The sequence below is a fragment of the Geothrix alkalitolerans genome (assembly GCF_022808885.1).
GTDB classification, from domain to species: Bacteria; Acidobacteriota; Holophagae; order Holophagales; family Holophagaceae; genus Geothrix; species Geothrix alkalitolerans.
The window spans coordinates 692,288-708,315 of sequence record NZ_JAKZLE010000001.1 but is presented as its reverse complement, the minus strand read 5'-3'; the positions used below and the strand labels follow the sequence as shown (position 1 = coordinate 708,315).

At 67.9% G+C, this 16,028-nt stretch carries 11 protein-coding genes; 4 read left to right on the top strand and 7 right to left on the bottom strand.

Going from position 1 to position 16,028, the window contains the following annotated elements; all coding sequences use genetic code 11:
* Positions 1 to 43 precede the first annotated feature (43 nt).
* Positions 44 to 547, top strand: a complete 504-nt coding sequence (locus MLJ35_RS03100; RefSeq protein WP_243320501.1) for an ExbD/TolR family protein — start codon at positions 44 to 46, stop codon at positions 545 to 547.
* The gene (locus MLJ35_RS03095; RefSeq protein WP_243320500.1) at positions 547 to 1,041 is read left to right on the top strand and encodes an ExbD/TolR family protein; all 495 of its coding nucleotides are present in this window, start codon (positions 547 to 549) and stop codon (positions 1,039 to 1,041) included. The genes MLJ35_RS03100 and MLJ35_RS03095 overlap by 1 nt, the downstream gene beginning before the upstream one ends.
* A 43-nt stretch (positions 1,042 to 1,084) precedes the next feature.
* Here the strand turns inward: MLJ35_RS03095 and MLJ35_RS03090 are convergent, their stop codons facing one another.
* The 6 genes from MLJ35_RS03090 to MLJ35_RS03065 all read right to left on the bottom strand — a co-directional run bounded on the left by MLJ35_RS03090 (position 1,085) and on the right by MLJ35_RS03065 (position 10,950).
* Complete coding sequence (locus MLJ35_RS03090) at positions 1,085 to 1,990, bottom strand: DMT family transporter (protein WP_243382892.1); 906 nt, start codon at positions 1,988 to 1,990, stop codon at positions 1,085 to 1,087.
* Between the two features lie 161 nt (positions 1,991 to 2,151).
* Complete coding sequence (locus tag MLJ35_RS03085) at positions 2,152 to 3,630, bottom strand: DUF512 domain-containing protein (protein WP_243382890.1); 1,479 nt, start codon at positions 3,628 to 3,630, stop codon at positions 2,152 to 2,154.
* A gap of 134 nt (positions 3,631 to 3,764) precedes the next feature.
* Positions 3,765 to 4,949: an alpha/beta hydrolase-fold protein gene (locus tag MLJ35_RS03080; RefSeq protein WP_243382888.1), complete on the bottom strand. Its 1,185-nt coding sequence runs from the start codon at positions 4,947 to 4,949 to the stop codon at positions 3,765 to 3,767.
* 175 nt (positions 4,950 to 5,124) lie between these two features.
* Positions 5,125 to 7,167, bottom strand: coding sequence for an elongation factor G (locus tag MLJ35_RS03075; protein WP_338028436.1), 2,043 nt, complete (start codon positions 7,165 to 7,167; stop codon positions 5,125 to 5,127).
* Between the two features lie 236 nt (positions 7,168 to 7,403).
* A complete protein-coding gene (locus MLJ35_RS03070) occupies positions 7,404 to 9,767 on the bottom strand; it encodes a 3-hydroxyacyl-CoA dehydrogenase/enoyl-CoA hydratase family protein (RefSeq protein WP_243382885.1) in 2,364 nt (787 codons plus the stop codon).
* Between the two features lie 34 nt (positions 9,768 to 9,801).
* Positions 9,802 to 10,950: a thiolase family protein gene (locus MLJ35_RS03065; RefSeq protein ID WP_243382883.1), complete on the bottom strand. Its 1,149-nt coding sequence runs from the start codon at positions 10,948 to 10,950 to the stop codon at positions 9,802 to 9,804.
* 248 nt (positions 10,951 to 11,198) lie between these two features.
* Between MLJ35_RS03065 and glgC the strand changes: the two genes are divergently transcribed.
* On the top strand, positions 11,199 to 12,458 hold the full coding sequence (gene glgC, locus MLJ35_RS03060; protein ID WP_243382881.1) for a glucose-1-phosphate adenylyltransferase: 1,260 nt from the start codon (positions 11,199 to 11,201) through the stop codon (positions 12,456 to 12,458).
* Between the two features lie 3 nt (positions 12,459 to 12,461).
* Positions 12,462 to 13,892 carry a glycogen synthase GlgA gene (glgA, locus tag MLJ35_RS03055; protein ID WP_243382879.1) on the top strand — a complete coding sequence of 477 codons (1,431 nt, stop codon included), beginning with the start codon at positions 12,462 to 12,464 and terminating at the stop codon, positions 13,890 to 13,892.
* Positions 13,893 to 13,896: 4 nt separating this feature from the next.
* Here glgA and glgP read toward each other — a convergent pair whose 3' ends face one another.
* On the bottom strand, positions 13,897 to 16,020 hold the full coding sequence (glgP, locus tag MLJ35_RS03050; RefSeq protein ID WP_243382878.1) for an alpha-glucan family phosphorylase: 2,124 nt from the start codon (positions 16,018 to 16,020) through the stop codon (positions 13,897 to 13,899).
* Positions 16,021 to 16,028 lie beyond the last annotated feature (8 nt).

The following is a 16,028-nucleotide window of genomic DNA, read 5'->3' as shown; positions in this document are numbered from 1 at the left end:
CCGGGGGCGCGAGCTCCCGGGCTATTTCTAAGGAGAACACACCATGGATACAGGTGGTTCCAAGGGTGGGATGAAGTCCGACATCAACGTCACGCCGCTTGTGGACATCGTGCTGGTGCTGTTGATCATCTTCATCGTGATCACCCCCGCCGTGAACAACGCTGTGAAGCTGCCGCTCTCGAAGCATGCCCCGAAGGTGGATCAGCAGCAGGACGCGGGCCAGAAGTACCTGACCCTCATGCTGACCTCCAAGCGCGACCAGAAGACCGGCGACGTGACCGGCCCCGGCCCCATCCTCATCGATGACAAGGACGCGAAGGATATGCGCTTCTTCATCGACAACGAAGGCCAGCGCCAGCAGCTCGAAGACTTCATCAACAAGAACGTCTCGATGCTGAACGACAAGCGCGTGTTCGTGAAGGCTGACGCCGACCTGCCCTTCAAGTACATCAACGAGCTGTTCCAGTCCTGCCGGAAGGGTGGCGCCGACGAGGCGTCCATCGTGACCAGCGAGGACAAGGACACCAAGAAGGAAGGGGGTAACTGATGGATACCGGCGGCGCCAAGGGTAAAGCCAAAACCGATATCAACGTCACCCCGCTGATCGACATCGTGCTGGTGCTCCTCATCGTCTTCATCGTGATGGTGCCCGGTCTCAGCAAGGCCATGAAGGTGGTGGTGCCCCAGGTCGTCCAGACCGCCACCCCTCCCAAGCCCGATCCGAACAACATCCTGATCCAGGTGGATCAGGACGGCACGATGACCCTCCAGCAGGACAAGATCGACGCCCAGGGCCTCAAGGACAAGCTGCCTGATGCCGTGATGTTGCAGCCCCTCAACTACCGGAAGGTCTTCCTGAAGGTGGACGAGGATGTGAAGTTCCAGGCCATGGTGGACGTGCTCGACGCCATCCGCGTCGCCTCGGAAACCGCGAAGAAGAAGTCCCTCGAGAACCTCGACAAGTTCCAGGGCCAGGATGGCGGCGACGTGAAAGTGGCCGTCTCCCTCAAGAAGCGCATCGTGGCCGCACCCGTCACCTAGGTGCCCCCGATCCCATGGAAAGGGCCCCCCCCGGGGCCCTTTCTCATGCCCGTGCCCGGTGCCCCAGCACGGTGCCGTAGGCGACGCCAGCCACGGTGATCAGGACGCCCGCCAAGCCGGCGGCCGTGGCGCGCTCGCCCAGCATGGGCATGGCCAGGAGGTACTGGACGATGGGCAGCAGCTGGAGCCACACTGCGGCCTCGGATACCGACAGCACCCCATAGGCCTCGGACATCAGCATCTGCCCGCTCAGCGCCAGCAGGCTCATGAGGACGGCCAACCCCCAGGCGGCCAGCCCCCCGTGGAGGAGGCCGGGCCAGGGCGAGAGGGCGAAGGGCAGCACCACGGGCAGGCCCGCCAGGCAGAAGTAGAAGAAGATGGTCGCGGCGTTCTCCGTGTGGCGCGCCGCGCGGATCGCGTTGGCGCTGGTGGCCGCGAAGACCGCCGCCGCCAGCGCCGCCAGCTCCCCCCTGCCCAATCCCAGACCCAGACCCAAATGCCCCTGGCCGAGCACCAGGACCACGCCCAGGGAGGCCGCCAGGATCGCCAGCCAGAGGTGGATGGTGGGACGCTCCTTGAAGATCGCCAGAGACATCGCCACCGCGATCACCGGGAAGACATTGTAGAGAATGCCCGCCTCGCCCGCCGGGATGTGGGCCAGGGCGTAGAAATAAAGCACCACCACCGCGCCGCCCGAGATGCCGCGGGTCACCAACAGCCTATAGTTGCTCGGCCGATAGAGTCCCGGGATCAAGGCGAAGGCCACAAGGCTCGCGAGGGCGCCCACCACGAAGCGCAGGACAGCCAGATGACCCGCCGAGAAGCCCATGCCCGGCATCGTGAGCTTCCGCGCCAGGATGGCCATGAGCCCGAAGCAGAGCGCCGAGCCCGCCAGCTCGGCGCGGGCCACCATGCGGCGGCGGGACTGGGCGGGAATGGAAGCGGTCATTCTCGAATCAACCAGGGCTGGACCATAAAGGATCCAAAAAGCGGAGAAAGCGGAATCGCTGAGGAAAGCGGAGAACAGCATTTCCCTGTCTCAGCTATCCTCCGCTCCTCCGCGATCCTCCGCTTACATTCAATCCTTATTCATTGAAGAGGAGAGGTCCATCAGGGGTTGTAGGCGCCCTGCGGCAGGTTCAGGCCCGCGGTGTGGAAGGCCGAGCTCAGGGCCCCGCCCCGGAAGGCGCCACGGTCCGCGGCCTCCAGATGATCCAGCAGGTGGGACAGGTTCGCCCCGCTGGGCACCGCGGGCACGCCCAGGTCCAGGGCCAGCTCGGGCAAGGTGAGGTCGTCCAGGAAGGTGCCTTCCTCCCTCACCACCTGCCCCCGCAGGGTGTACTGGTCCGTGGGGCCCGTGTGGGTGCGGAGGCTGGCGGATGGCACCACCACCGCGTCCACCCAGTCGGTCCGGCCGCCCTTCTGCTCGCGGTCTGCGTGGGCGGCGTACTTCAGGTCCTCGCCGCAGAGCAGGCCCGCCACGGTGACGCTGTCGCCGAAGCTGAAGTTCCGGGCCGGCACCACCCGCAGCTGGCTGCCCACCGCACGGTTCAGCTCCGCGGCCACGCGGGCGAGGGTCGGCGCGAAACTGGAGCCCGTCAGCAGCAGCACCCGGCGCCCCGCGAAACCCTTCGCCCGGGGGCTCTTGATGAAGCGCCGGCTGTGCTCCAGGAAGCGGCGCACCAGGCCCACGCCGTTCTCCATCTGGGCCCAGGAGCGGGAGTAGAACGCGCGCCCGGGCGCCTCGATCCCGGCCCGGGTGAACCACTCGTCCGCCAGCAGCAGCCAGGGCTCGCCGTCATTGGCATTGGTGTACTTCCGCACCTCGGGCATCCACCGGGCCACCCACTCCCGTGCGAACTCGGCCTCCACATCCTGCACCACAGGCAGGTTCTCCCGGTGGGCCGTGAGCCCCACGGGGACGCAGGACAGGCTCAGGACGCTGCCCCTGCCCTCTTTCCGGCGCGCCCAGAGGTCATCCACGGTCTGCTGCCAGATGGCCCCGTCGTTGAGCCCGGGCGCCACCACGGCCTGGGTATGGACGTCGATGCCACCCGCCAGCAGCCGGTCGATCTTCTTCAGGATGTGGCCCTCGCGAGGATTCCCCACCACCTTCACCCGGGCCTCGGGATCCGTGGCGTGGACCGAGACGTGGATGGGGCTCAGGCGCTCGCGGATGATGCGGTCCAGCTCAGCCTCGTCGCTGCTGGAGAGGGTCGTGAAGTGGCCGTAGAGGAAGGACAGGCGCACATCCTCGTCCTTGAGGTAGAGCGACTTCCGGAACCCCTTGGGCATCTGGTGCACGAAGCAGAACACGCAGTTCTGCTTGCAGACCTTCACCTCATCCTGGGCGAGGTCCACGCCAAGCCCTTCCCCGCCGTTCTCCACGGAGGCCTCGAAAGAGCTGCCGTCCGGCCGCTGGACGAGCAGGTCCGTCTCGTCCCGCTGGGTCACCAGGAACTGGTAGTTCAGCTGGTCCAGCACGGCCTCCCCGTTGATGGCCAGAAGGGTGTCGCCCGGGCGGATCCCTGCTTCCTCGGCCAGGCTGCCGGGTTCCACCGCGATGATCTGCACGCCTTTCTGGGCCAAGGGGACTCCTCCTCCAGAACCCTGGCGGGAATCCGGATAGACATTGTCTCACTTGGTGGCGGGAATCGCCCTCCAGGATCTCCCGGAGTCCCGCCGGCTCCCGAGCCCCGGGCCGGGTCCGGGAACGGTCGGGGCTAAGGGTGCGGGGCCGACCCGGCGGCCGGCGGCCCGTCCAGGCGCGCGTGCAGCTTCTTCGCATGCGCCACGAACTGCGGGAGGCCGGGCTGGGAGAGCCGGGTGGCGAGGGCCACCGCGTGGTCCGCGGCCTGCGCAGCCTCCTGCCACTGGCCGGCCTTCGCCAAGCCATCCGCCAGGCCGTCGTAGGCGTTGGCCGAATTCGGGTTCGCCTCCACATTGCGACGGAAGAGGGCGAGGGCCTCCTCCGTTCGCCCGGCGGATAGCGCCCCATAGGCGAGGTCGTTCACCACGGGCTCTGGAACGCCGATGGGGTAGCCCACGACCTTCGACACCTCGTCGAAATGCGCCTGCGCGAAGGCGATCCCCAGGTCGGTGAGGTCATCGGAGAAGCGATAGCCGGAGAAGAGGTGCCGCAGTCCATCGATCTCGGCGAGGAGGGTCATGCCGGTGTGCGACTCCTCCGAGAACGACGCGCTCGCCCAGCGAAACCCTCGTGGCGCCGTGGTCTCCAGGGCCCGGACCAGGCGCTGGTCCTCCGCCAGGGCGCGGCCGAAATCGTCCGAGTGGGCGACATAGAGGAAGGCCTTCAGGCTCGGGGTGGAGGCCAGTGCCTTCTCGAGGGAGCGGCGGGGGAGGTTGTGGTCCCACTCGAGGCTGGGGCTCAGCGCGAGGTACGCCTGGAACAGGGAGGGCTCGGAGGTCAGGCAGTAGAGCACGAACTGCCCCGCGGCGGAATGCCCGGAGATCACCCGGTACCCGTTCGTTCGGTAGCTCCGGTCGAGCTGCGGCAGCAGCTCCTTGGCGAGGAAGGCCTTGAAGGTCGCGGCCCCTCCCCCGCCCACCCAGGCCTCGGCCCAGTCGGTTTGCGTGAAGTCGCGGATCCGGACGGTGCTGTCCACACCCACGACGATCATCTCCGGCATCTCGCCGTGGGTCGCGAGGTAGTCGACCGCGGCGGCGGTGTGGACGAAGTCGGTCTCCGCGTCGAGCAGGACGAGCAGGGGATACTTCCGGTCCACCGCCCACCCGTAGCTCTGCGGCAGGGCGATCCGCAGGCCGCGATCCTCCCGGAGGAGGTCCGAGTGGATCTGGGCCGTCCGGCCGATCACGAGGGGATCCTCCGCCCGGAGGGCGGGGGCGGACAGGAACACGAGGAGCACGCCGAGGATCAGGGGATTCATGTCGCCATGGTAGTCCCTTCGCCCCCGGGGGGGGGTAGGGAAGACGCCCGCCCTCGTTCTGGCGAGACCGGGGCCGAGGACCCGCCCAGAGCGCGCCGGGGCGACACGCCCCCCTGACGGCCCGGGGCCCACCGGGCCCTGGAACCCGGCGGGCCGAAACCTCCCCTGCCGGACCCTACTGGGCGGCGGCCTTGGCCTGCTTCCGGGCCTCCACCACCTTGTCGGCGTCCCGGCCCACCAGCTCCTGCAGGTGGTGGAAGGACCAGGTGAAGGAGCCGACGCCCATGGTGAGGCTGCGGAGCTCCACGATGACGTCGCTCATCTCGGCCTGGGGGATGTAGGCGGAGACCACATCCCAGCCGTTCCAGCCGGGCTTGGCGTCGAAACCGAGGACTTGGCCTCCACGCCTTCCGGTCACCAGGCGCTGGGCCTTGGGCGTGTATTCGCTGGGGACGCTGATGTGCACCTCGGAGATGGGCTCGAGCAGCACGGGATGGCATACGGGAGCGGCCTCGGTCATGCCGATGCGGGCGGCGGTCTTGAAGGCCATGTCGGAGCTGTCCACGGTGTGGTAGCTGCCGTCCACCAGGGCCACGTGGATGTCCACGACGGGGAAGCCCAGGGGACCGCGCTTCATCCAGTCCACGACCCCGTGCTCGATGGCGCCGAAGAAGTTCTTGGGCACCACACCGCCGACGATGCGCTCCTCGAACTGGAAGCCCGTGCCGCGCGGCAGGGGCTTGACCTCGAACCACACGTCGCCGAACTGGCCGTGGCCGCCGGTCTGGTGCTTGTGGCGGCCATGGACCTTGGCGGCCTTCGTGAAGGTCTCGCGGTAGGGGACCATGGGTGGGTTGGCCTGCACGTCCAGGCCGAAGCGGCTCTTGAGGCGGTCCAGGGCGCACTTGAGGTGCACCTCGCCCTGGCCCCAGAGGATGCGCTCCTGGGTCTCGGCGTTCTGCTCCACCTGGAGGGAGGCGTCCTCCTCGCAGAGCTTCTGAAGGGCCAGCGACAGCTTCACATCATCGCCGCTCTTGGTGGTGTGCAGGCTGAGGGCCAGCATGGGCTGGAGGGGCTCCGGCCAATCCAGGGCCACCTTCGCGGCGGGCGTCAGGGCCTCCCGCGTGCGCACCTCGTCCATACGGCCCAGCGCCACCACCTCACCGGCGGAAGCCTTCGTCTGCTTGAGCTGCTGGGACCCGAAGAGCCTGTTGATGCCGCTCACACGGTTGCCCGCCAGGATGGCGCCGTCGGCCACCTCGCCCCGCCACACGCGGGAGATGCTCAACTTGCCCACATGCTGGGCATGGACGCTCTTGAACACCTGCACCAGGGTGTCCTTGCCTTCGGGGATGCCCAGGCGGGCCGCCGTGGCGTCCACCCGGGGAGCCTCGTCGCACAGGGCCTGGAAGAGGCGGCGCACACCCGCGTCCTTGTCGGCGGACCCGAAGTAGACCGGCACCAGCAGGTCGTCACGGACGTCTTTTGCCAGGTCCTCGGAGACTTCCTCGAGGGAGGGCACCACATCGCCCAGCAGCTCTTCCATGAGGTGGTCGTCGAAGTCGGCGAGCTTCTCCAGCATGAGCTGGCGGGCCTCGTGCTCCTCGGGCAGCACGGATTCGGGCATCTGCTTGAGGTCGGCGTCCTTGCCAGCCTCGTACTTGTAGGCATGCTCGCTGATGAGGTCCACATAGCCGGTGACCTGATCGCCCTCCTTGATGGGGATCTCCACCAACACCAGCGGGCGCTCGGAAATCTGCTGGAGGGCGTTGAGCACGTCCTTCAGCTTCCCGGCGCTGCCCGCCGCCTCCAGCTTGTTGATGAACATCACGTGGGGGATCTTGTGGTCGTCGAGGAACTTCAGGGCCGGGGCGGCCATGAGGGCGCGCGCCGGATCGGGGTCGCACACCACGACGGCGATGTCCGCCGCCATGAGGGCATGCACCGCCTCCTGGCGGAACTCGACCGAGCCTGGGCAGTCGATGAGGGTCCAAGCCTCGCCCTGGTACTCGCAGAAGGCCAGGCTGGCCTCGACGCTCATCTGGCGGGCCTTGGCTTCCAGGGAGGCATCGCCGACAGTGGTCCCCTCCTTGACGGAGCCCTTGCGCGGCAGGGCGCCCGCCACGAAGAGAAGGCTCTCCATCAAGGAGGTCTTTCCGGAGAGGTAGGGGCCCACGATGGCCGCTACGCGTGGAGTTGACTGAGAATTTCCGCTCACAGTGCCTCCTGATTGTGGGTGTTGGATGTCGACCGCCCCAAGTGTTCCGATCTGCCGTACCGCTGGCAACACAAAAAACAACCGCCTCGGAAAAGGCGGCTTAGGTCACAACTCCGGGGGTCTGGAGCAAGCCCGAAGGATTAATTCACCGCAGAGAACGCGGAGAACGCAGAGAAAAACGACAATCCCGTTTTCTTTCCTCTGCGCTCTCAGCGTTCTCTGCGGTTGGCGGTTCTTCAGTTCCGCAGGGGCTTGCCGGTCTTGAGGATGGCGTCCATTCGGGCCTGGGTCTTCTCGTAGCTGCAGAGGCGGGCGAAGGCCTGCCGTTCCAGCTCGAGGATCCGTTCCTCAGAGACCTCCTGGACGAGGCTCACGTCCCCGCCGCAGAGGATATTGGCCAGCTCGCCCATGATGACGGCGTCGTGCTCGCTGGCCAGACCCTGCAGCTGGAAGTCCTTGACCGCCAGCTTGAGGGCCTCGCTGCCGCCCAGGCCCGGCAGGCGCAGGGTGCGCTCCTTCACGGGCTGGAAGTCCGCGGCCATCTTCACGACCTCCTGCTTGGCCTCGTTCAGCAGGAACGCCTTGTTCATGACGCGGCGGTCCGTGCGGCGCAGGTAGCCGTTGCGCTGGGCCTCGTCGAAGCTGGTGTTCACGTTCGCGGTGCCGATGGCCTGGAAGGCGGCCTTCACCTTGGGCATGGGGCCGAGCTGTCCCTTGGCGGCCAGGGCGTCCTCCATGCGGAGCAGCATCTGGAGGCAGCCGCCGCCCGCCGGGATCACGCCCACGCCCACTTCCACCAGGCCCATGTAGAGCTCGGCGTGGCCCACGGCCCGCTGGCAGGCCATGGTCATCTCGCAGCCGCCGCCCAGAGCCAGGTTGAAGGGCGCCGCCACCGTCGGGAACGGCGCGTAGGTGAGCATGCGGCCGGCGTACTGCAGGCGCCGGGCCACCTCCTCGATCTGGTCGAACTGCTTGTCCTTGGCGGCGTTCAGCACCATCACCAGGTTGGCCCCGGCGCTGAAGTGCTGGCCCTGGTTGCCCACCACCAGGCCCTTGAAGTGGCCGGGGATGTGCTTCTGGACCGTGTCCTCCATCAGCATGATGATGCCGTCGTCGAGGGCGTTCATCTTGCTGTGGAAGCTCAGGCAGGCCACATCGTCGCCCAGGTCGTAGAGCTGGCAGCTCCCGTTCTCGGCGATGACCTTGCCGCGGCCCTCCTCGCGCTTGAGGATGATCACGCGCTTGTCCTCGAGGATCGCGTCGTAGGCCAGGGTCTTGGGATTCAGCTGGGCGACGGGGACGCCGTGCTCCCAGCGGTAGAAGCTGGTGAGGCCCTTGGCCAGCATCTGCTCCACGAGGGGCGGCACAGGCAGCTCCTCGAACGTCATGCGGGCCACGACCCGCTCGACGCCCAGGGTGTCCCAGGTCTCGAAGGGCCCGAGCTCGAAGGCGAAGCCGTTCTTGATGGCGCGGTCCACGTTCAGCGGGCCGTCCGTCACCTCGCCCAGGCGGTTCACGGCGTAGGTCAGGTTGGGCGCGATGCACCGCCAGGCCAGGCGGCCCGCCTCAGTGTCGCTGGTGAGCAGCGTCTTCACCTTCTCGGCGGGGTCGTCGATGCCCTTCAGCTCCTTGAGGAGGGGCCAATCCTTCTTCACCTGCGGCACGTACTCGCGGGTGCCGGGATCGAGGGCCAGGAAGGTCTTCTTGCCCTTGGCGTCCTTGGGGCCCTTCTTGAAGAAGCCCTGCTTCGTCTTGTTGCCCAGGAGCTTGTTGTCCAGCATCCACTGGAGGAACTCGGGGAACTTGAAGACGTCGCGCACTTCGTCGTTGGGGCAGAGGTCATAGACGTTCTTGGCCGTGGCCGCGAGGATGTCCACGCCCGCGAGATCCGCGGTGCGGAAGGCGGCGCTCTTGGCCCGGGCGGCGGCGTCCCCCAGCACCGAGTCCAGCACCTCGAAGGGGATCTTCTCCTTCAGGGCCAGCTGCAGGGTGGCCATGATGCTGTGGATGCCGATGCGGTTGCCGATGAAGGTGGGGCTGTCGTAGGCCGGCACCACTTCCTTGCCGAGGGCCTCCTCCAGCCACGTGCGGAAGGCCAGGGCCTCCGTCTCGTCCACCTCGGGGCCCTTCACGAACTCCAGCAGGCGCAGGTACCGCACGGGGTTGAAGAAGTGCGTGATGACGAAGTGCTTCCGGAAGGCGTCGCCGCGGCCCTCCACGAGGAGCTTCAAGGGGATGCCCGAGGTGTTCGAGCTGACCCACGCGCCGGGCTTGAGGTGGGCCTCCAGGCGGCCGTACAGCTCCCGCTTGATGGCCAGGTCCTCCTTCACCACCTCCACCACCCAGTCGCAATCAGCTAGGCGGTCCAGGTGATCCCGCAGGTTGCCCGGCCGGATCTTCTTGAGGAACGAGGCGTGCATGGCGAGGGCCGGCTTGGACTTCGCCAGGCCCGCCAAGGCGCCTTCCGCCAGCTTGTCGGGAGCCGCGTCGTCGATGACGATGTCCAGCAGCTCCACCTGGCAGCCCGCGGATGCGACGTGGGCCGCGATGCCCGAGCCCATCACGCCGGACCCGAGGACTCCGATCTTCTTGATGTTCATGTCCAACCTCCTGGTGTCGATTCGCGTGGTTGGATCAGAGCTTCTCGATGATGGACGCGATGCCCTGCCCGCCGCCGATGCACATGGTGGCGATGCCGTACTTGCCGCCATCGGTCTCGAGGCGGTTCAGCAGGGTCGTGATGATGCGCGCGCCGCTGGCGCCGAGGGGGTGGCCCACGGCGATGGCGCCGCCCCAGGCGTTCACCTTGGCCATGTCGTAACCGCCCTCGCGGATCACCGCCAGGCTCTGGGCGGCGAAGGCCTCATTCAGCTCCATGGCGTCGATCTGGTCGAGCTTCAGGCCGAAGCGGTCCAGCACCTTCTTCACGGCCGGGACGGGGCCGATGCCCATGCGGTCCGGCTCGACGCCGGCCACGGCGCCGCCGATGATTCGCGCGCGGGCCTTCAGGCCCAGGGACTTGGCCAGGCCCTCCTCCATGACCAGCAGGAAGGCCGCGCCGTCCGTCACGGGGGAGCTGTTGCCGGCGGTGACGTTGCCATCGGCCAGGAAGGCGGCCTTCAGCTCGCCCAGCTTCTCCAGGCTGGTGTCGGCGCGCACGCACTCGTCCTGCTGCAGGGTGACGGGCTTGCCGTCCAGGCCCTTGGTCTCGAAGCGGACGACCTCCCGCTCGAACTTTCCGGCCTTCCAGGCGGCGGCGGCCTTCTGGTGGCTCTGGTAGGCGAACTCGTCCTGGTCCTTCCGGGAGATCTTGTACTCCTTGGCCAGGTTCTCGGCGGTGATGCCCATGGAGCAGTAGGCCTCGGGATAGTGCTCGGTGAGATAGGGATCCACGCTGGGGTTGAAGCCCATCATGGGCACCTTGGACATGCTCTCCACCCCGCCGGCGAGGAAGAGGTCGCCCTGGTTGGTCATGATGGCCCGGGCGGCCATGAGCATGGTCTCCTGGCTGCTGCCGCAGAAGCGGTTGATGGTGGCCGCGCCGGCGGTGATGGGCAGCCCCGCGCGGAAGCTGACGAGGCGGGCCATGTTCATGCCCTGCTCGCCTTCGGGCATGGCACAGCCGACCAGCACGTCCTCCAGGCCGGACCAGTCCTTCAACAGGGGCTTGATGGCCTCGATGACCACCGCGCCCAGCTGTTCCGGGCGGGTGGCGGCGTAGGCGCCCTTGACGCCCCGGCCGATGGGCGTGCGCTTGGCTTCGACGATGACTGCGGATCGCATGGGACCTCCGGATGATGGACTCTCTGAAGAGCTGGGTTTTGGTGAGCCTAGCAGCCATGTGCGCCAGAGAAAGCACCTACCGTAGGTCGGGAGCGGCCCTACCGTGGGTCGGATGATGAGTGGGTCGCCAATCTCATCCCTCTCCTTGACGGGGTTTGCAGGCGGACTGATCTTTTCCCGGCGCCAGCCCCCTCGCCATGGGGCTTGTTACGTGATGGCTCATGCAGGTTCACCCTCGGGGAGGATCCATGCCCCTGACGGAGTCGTACCTCAGCCCCCGCCGCATCCTGACCGTGGTCCTGGCCGGTGGCAGGGGCAGGCGCCTCCATGACCTTACGGACTGGCTCTCCAAGCCTGGCCTCGACTTCGGCGGCCGGTTCAAGATCATCGACTTCGCCCTCTCGAATTGTGTGAACTCGGGTTTCCGGAAGATCGCCATCCTCACGCAATACAACTCCCACCGGCTGCTGGAGCACCTCCACTTCGCCTGGAGCTTCCTCCCCGGGTCCCTCCAGGAGTTCGTCCATGCCTGGCCGGCCCAGCAGGACATGTCCAAGGAGTCCTGGTACAACGGCACTGCGGACGCCGTCTGCCGGAACCTGGACAACATCCGCCGCTACGACCCCCAGCACGTCCTCGTCCTGGCGGGCGACCATGTCTACCGGATGGACTACAAGTATTTCCTGGCAGACCACCTGGACCACGACGCCGACATGACCATCGCCTGCCTGGAGATGCCGCGCATCTCGGCCAAGGGCTTCGGCATCGCCCAGGTGGACGAGGATGACCGGATCCGCTCGTTCATCGAGAAGCCGGCGGAGCCGCCACCCATCCCGCACCATCCCTCTCAATGCCTGGCGAGCATGGGAATCTACCTGTTCAAGGCCCCCTTCCTCTTCGATGAGCTAGAGCGCGACGCGAAGGAGGAGACCGGCCACGACTTCGGCCACGACCTGATTCCAAACCTCGTGGGCCGCTCGAAGGTGTTCGCCCACCGGTTCGAGCGCAGCTGCGTGCCCAACGAGGCCAGTCCGGAACCCTACTGGCGGGACGTGGGCACGGTGGATTCCTACTGGGAGGCCAACATGGACCTGGTCTCTGTCCGCCCCGCCTTGAACCTGTACGATGACGCCTGGCCCATCTTCACCCGACAAGAACAGCTTCCTCCGGCCAAGTTCGTCCTCAGCGGCACCGCCCGGCAGGGATATGCCATCGGAAGCCTGGTATCCACCGGCTGCATCATCTCCGGCGCCCACGTCCGCAACTCCCTTATTTCCACCCAGGTCCGCCTCCACTCGAACAGCCGCGTTGATGAGTCCGTGATCCTGCCCCTGGCCGAGATTGGTCATCGCGCGCACCTCCGACGGGTGGTCGTGGACCGAGGCTGCCGCATCCCCGCGGGCCTGACCGTCGGATTCGACCCCGAGGCGGATGGCCACCGGTTCTACCGGACTCCCAACGGCGTCACGCTCATCTCCCAGGCGATGGTCGAGCGACTCGGAACCTGAGGCATGCGCATCCTCTTCGCGGGCACGGAGCTCTATCCCCACGTGGCGGTCGGCGGGCTGGCGGACGTGATGGCCGCCCTTCCCTTGGCCCTGAGGGACCTGGGCGCCGACCTGCGCCTGCTGCTCCCGGGCTTTCCGGCCCTCCTCCAGGCCGCCGCCCCTCTTTCGCCGATCCGCCAGTTGCCGGACCTCATGGGCGGCGGCGCGCGACTGCTCCTCGGCCGCACTCCCGCCGGCGTCCCCGTCTACCTGCTGGACCAGCCCGCCTTCTTCGGAAGCGGACCGCCCTACGAGGAACGGGCGGATACTCCCCGGCGGTTCGCGGCGCTGTCCTGGGTCGCGGCCCTGCTCGGAAGGGAGGGCGACGACGGCTGGTGCCCCCACATCCTGCACGTCCATGACTGGCCGGTCGCCCTCGCCCCGGCCTACCTGGCCTTTGAACCCGGCCCCCGCCCTGCCGCCCTGCTCACGATCCACAACCTGGCCTACCAGGGGATCTTCCCCAAGACCCTCCTTTCGGACCTGCGGCTTCCCCCGGAACATTTCACGCCGGCCGACCTGGAGTACTACGACCAGATCTGCTTCCTGAAGGCCGGACTGGTCCACGCCGACCGCATCAGCACCGTGAGCCCCACCTACGCCCGGGAGATCCAGGATCCTTCGAAGGGTGGGCTCCACGGCCTCCTCGCCTCGCGGAGGCGGGACCTGGTGGGCATCCTGAACGGCGTGGACGCCGGCGTGTGGACGCCTTCCGGGAACCTCCACCTGGCCTTCCCCTACGACCTGGATCGCCTGGACCGCCGGGCGCTCAACAAGGCGGCCCTCCAGCGGGAACTGGGGCTTCGGGAGGAACCGGATGCGCTCCTCTTCGCCATCGTGAGCCGCTTCGCACCCCAGAAGGGCCTCGACCTCGTACTGGACATCCTGCCCCGCCTGGCGCGCCTCGGCGCCCAGCTCGCGGTCCTGGGCCAGGGGGACGGGGCGCTGGAGTCCGCTTTCCGCGCCGCGCCGCGCCGGTTTCCTGGGCGCGTCGCGGCGCGGATCGGCTACGACACCGGCCTCTCCCACCGCTGTTACGGCGGCGCCGACGTGATCCTCGTCCCCAGCCGGGAGGAGCCCTGCGGCCTCACCCAGCTCTACGCCCAGGCCTACGGCGCCCTGCCCCTGGTGCGGCGCACGGGAGGCCTGACGGACACCGTCCTGGATCCGGACGACACGCGGCCCGGAGGTCCCCCCGCGACGGGCTTCGTGTTCAAGGAGGCCACGGCCGCGGAACTGGCTGGCGCCCTGGACCGCGCCAGCGCCCGGTACCGGAGCGATCCCGCCGCCTGGCGGACCATGCAGCGCGCGGCCATGAGCCAGGAAAGGGGCTGGGACCGTCCGGCCCGGGCCTACCTCGATCTCTACCACGCGATGAGGGCCCGGAGCGGCTGATCCCTCAGACCGGCGGCATCTGGCAGGAGGCGGCCACCGCAGCGGGCAGGTAGCAGTTCCGCACGTAGTCCATCACCATGCGGTCGGAGTTGAAGCGCCAGGCCAGCGTCCGGATGGAGCGCTTCACCCGCCGCACCCAGGCCCGGGGCACGCCGGCAGCATCGCGGTCGTAGTAGCAGGGGACCACCTCCTCCTCCAGCACCCGGAAGAGCGCCTCGGTGTCCCGCCGGTTCTGGATCTCCCCGTCGGCATGGGACTCCCCGCTTCCGATGGCGAAGCCGTTCTTCCCGTCGAACGCCTCCGCCCACCACCCGTCGAGCACGGAGATGTGCAGGCCGCCGTTCATGGCGGCCTTCATGCCGCTTGTGCCGCACGCCTCCAGTGGCCTCACGGGATTGTTGAGCCAGGCATCCACGCCCTGGTAGAGGTTGCGGCCCACATGGATGTTGTAGTTCTCCACGAACACGATCCGGTTCCGGAAGCGCGGGTCTTCCAGCAGGTGGTTGACCTTCTGGATGAGGCTCTTCCCGCGCTGGTCCGCAGGGTGGGCGCGCCCCGCGAAGATGAGGTTCACCGGCCGGGTGGGGTGGTTCACCAGGGCGGCGAGGCGGTCCAGGTCCGTGAAGAGCAGGTCCGGGCGCTTGTAGGGGACGAACCGGCGCGCGAAGCCGATGGTGAGCGCATCGGGATCCAGCGGCGGAGGGTCGATGGGCTGGAGGCCCAGGCGCGCGCGCGTGGCGGCCACCCGCTCCCGGACGAACCGCAACGTCCGGGCCTTCAGCACCTGCTTGATCTCCCAGATCTCCGCCGAATCCACGGATTCGATCTTCGTCCACAGGTCGTGGTGGACCATGCCCTCCAGCCAGTTGATGCCGATGCGCGATTCGAAGAGCTGCTCCATCTCCGTGGCCAGCCATGTGGAGACGTGCACGCCGTTCGTGATGTGCCCGATGGGGACCTGGGCCTCCGGCCGGCCGGGCCAGAGGCCCGTCCACATGGCCCGCGACACCACGCCATGGAGGGCCGACACGCCGTTGGCCCGGCTGGACTGCCGGAGGGCCAGCACCGTGGGCATGAAGGGCGACCCGTGGTCTCCGGGGTTCATGCGGCCCAGGTTCGCCACCTCCTGGACCGGGAGCTTCAGCCCATCCGCCAGGGGGCGCAGGTGCTCTTCCGCCAGCTCCACCGGGAAGCGGTCGTGGCCCGCATCCACCGAAGTGTGGGTGGTGAACACCGTGGCCGCGGCCGATTCCCTCAGCGCCGCCCAGGGTTCCAGGCCATCGGCCTGCACCCGGTGCCGGGCCCGCTCCAGGATGGCGAAGGCGGTGTGTCCCTCGTTGAGGTGGAACACGCTGGCGGTGATACCCAGCTCACGCAGCGCCCGCGCGCCCCCCACGCCGAGCATCAGCTCCTGCTGGATGCGCATGCGCTGGTCGCCGCCATAAAGGCGGGCCGCGAGCGCCTGGTCCGCCTCGCTGTTCTGGTGATCCCGGGTGTCCAGCAGGATGAGGCGGACGCGGCCCACGCAGGCTTCCAGCACCTGGGCCCAAACGGTCCGTCCCGGCATCTCCACCCCCACTCGGGCGGGTTCGCCCCGGTGGGTGAGCGCGGGCCGCAGGGGCAGGTCCTTCAGGTCGAAGGGCTCCAGCACGTCCTGCTGCCAGAACGACGGATCCAGCACTTGGCTGGTGTAGCCCTGGTGGTACAGAAGGCCGACCCCCACCAGGGGGACGCCCAGGTCTGAGGCGCCTTTCAGGTGGTCCCCGGCCAGGATGCCGAGGCCGCCCGAGTAGATGGGGATGCACTCGTGGATACCGAACTCCATGCAGAAGTAGGCCACCGGCCGCGTGCTCAGCGGGCCCGCGTGGAAGAGGCCCCAGGTGGTCACGGGATGCAGGAACTCATCCAGCTGGCGCAGGGCGCGGTCGATCCGCGCCGGCACGTCCACCTCCATGGCCCGGTTTTCCATCTGCCGGGTGTCGATCTGGCGCAGCACAGAGATGGGGTTCCGGTGGGCGCGCTGGTACAGGTCCAGGTCCAGGTCCCGGAAGATGGACCGCACCTCGGGTCGCCAGGTCCACCAGAGGTTCTGGGTGAGTCGTTCGAGCTTCTGCCGCAGGATCTCCATGGCGCAGG

Excerpts from the sequence above, each read along its gene's own strand:
- MLJ35_RS03100 (WP_243320501.1), top strand. The coding sequence starts at position 44 with ATGGATACAGGTGGTTCCAAGGGTGGGATGAAGTCCGACATCAACGTC.
- MLJ35_RS03095 (WP_243320500.1), top strand. The coding sequence starts at position 547 with ATGGATACCGGCGGCGCCAAGGGTAAAGCCAAAACCGATATCAACGTC.
- MLJ35_RS03090 (WP_243382892.1), bottom strand. The coding sequence starts at position 1,990 with ATGACCGCTTCCATTCCCGCCCAGTCCCGCCGCCGCATGGTGGCCCGC.
- MLJ35_RS03080 (WP_243382888.1), bottom strand. The coding sequence starts at position 4,949 with ATGAATCCCCTGATCCTCGGCGTGCTCCTCGTGTTCCTGTCCGCCCCC.
- MLJ35_RS03070 (WP_243382885.1), bottom strand. The coding sequence starts at position 9,767 with ATGAACATCAAGAAGATCGGAGTCCTCGGGTCCGGCGTGATGGGCTCG.
- MLJ35_RS03065 (WP_243382883.1), bottom strand. The coding sequence starts at position 10,950 with ATGCGATCCGCAGTCATCGTCGAAGCCAAGCGCACGCCCATCGGCCGG.
- glgC (WP_243382881.1), top strand. The coding sequence starts at position 11,199 with ATGCCCCTGACGGAGTCGTACCTCAGCCCCCGCCGCATCCTGACCGTG.
- glgA (WP_243382879.1), top strand. The coding sequence starts at position 12,462 with ATGCGCATCCTCTTCGCGGGCACGGAGCTCTATCCCCACGTGGCGGTC.
- glgP (WP_243382878.1), bottom strand. The coding sequence starts at position 16,020 with ATGGAGATCCTGCGGCAGAAGCTCGAACGACTCACCCAGAACCTCTGG.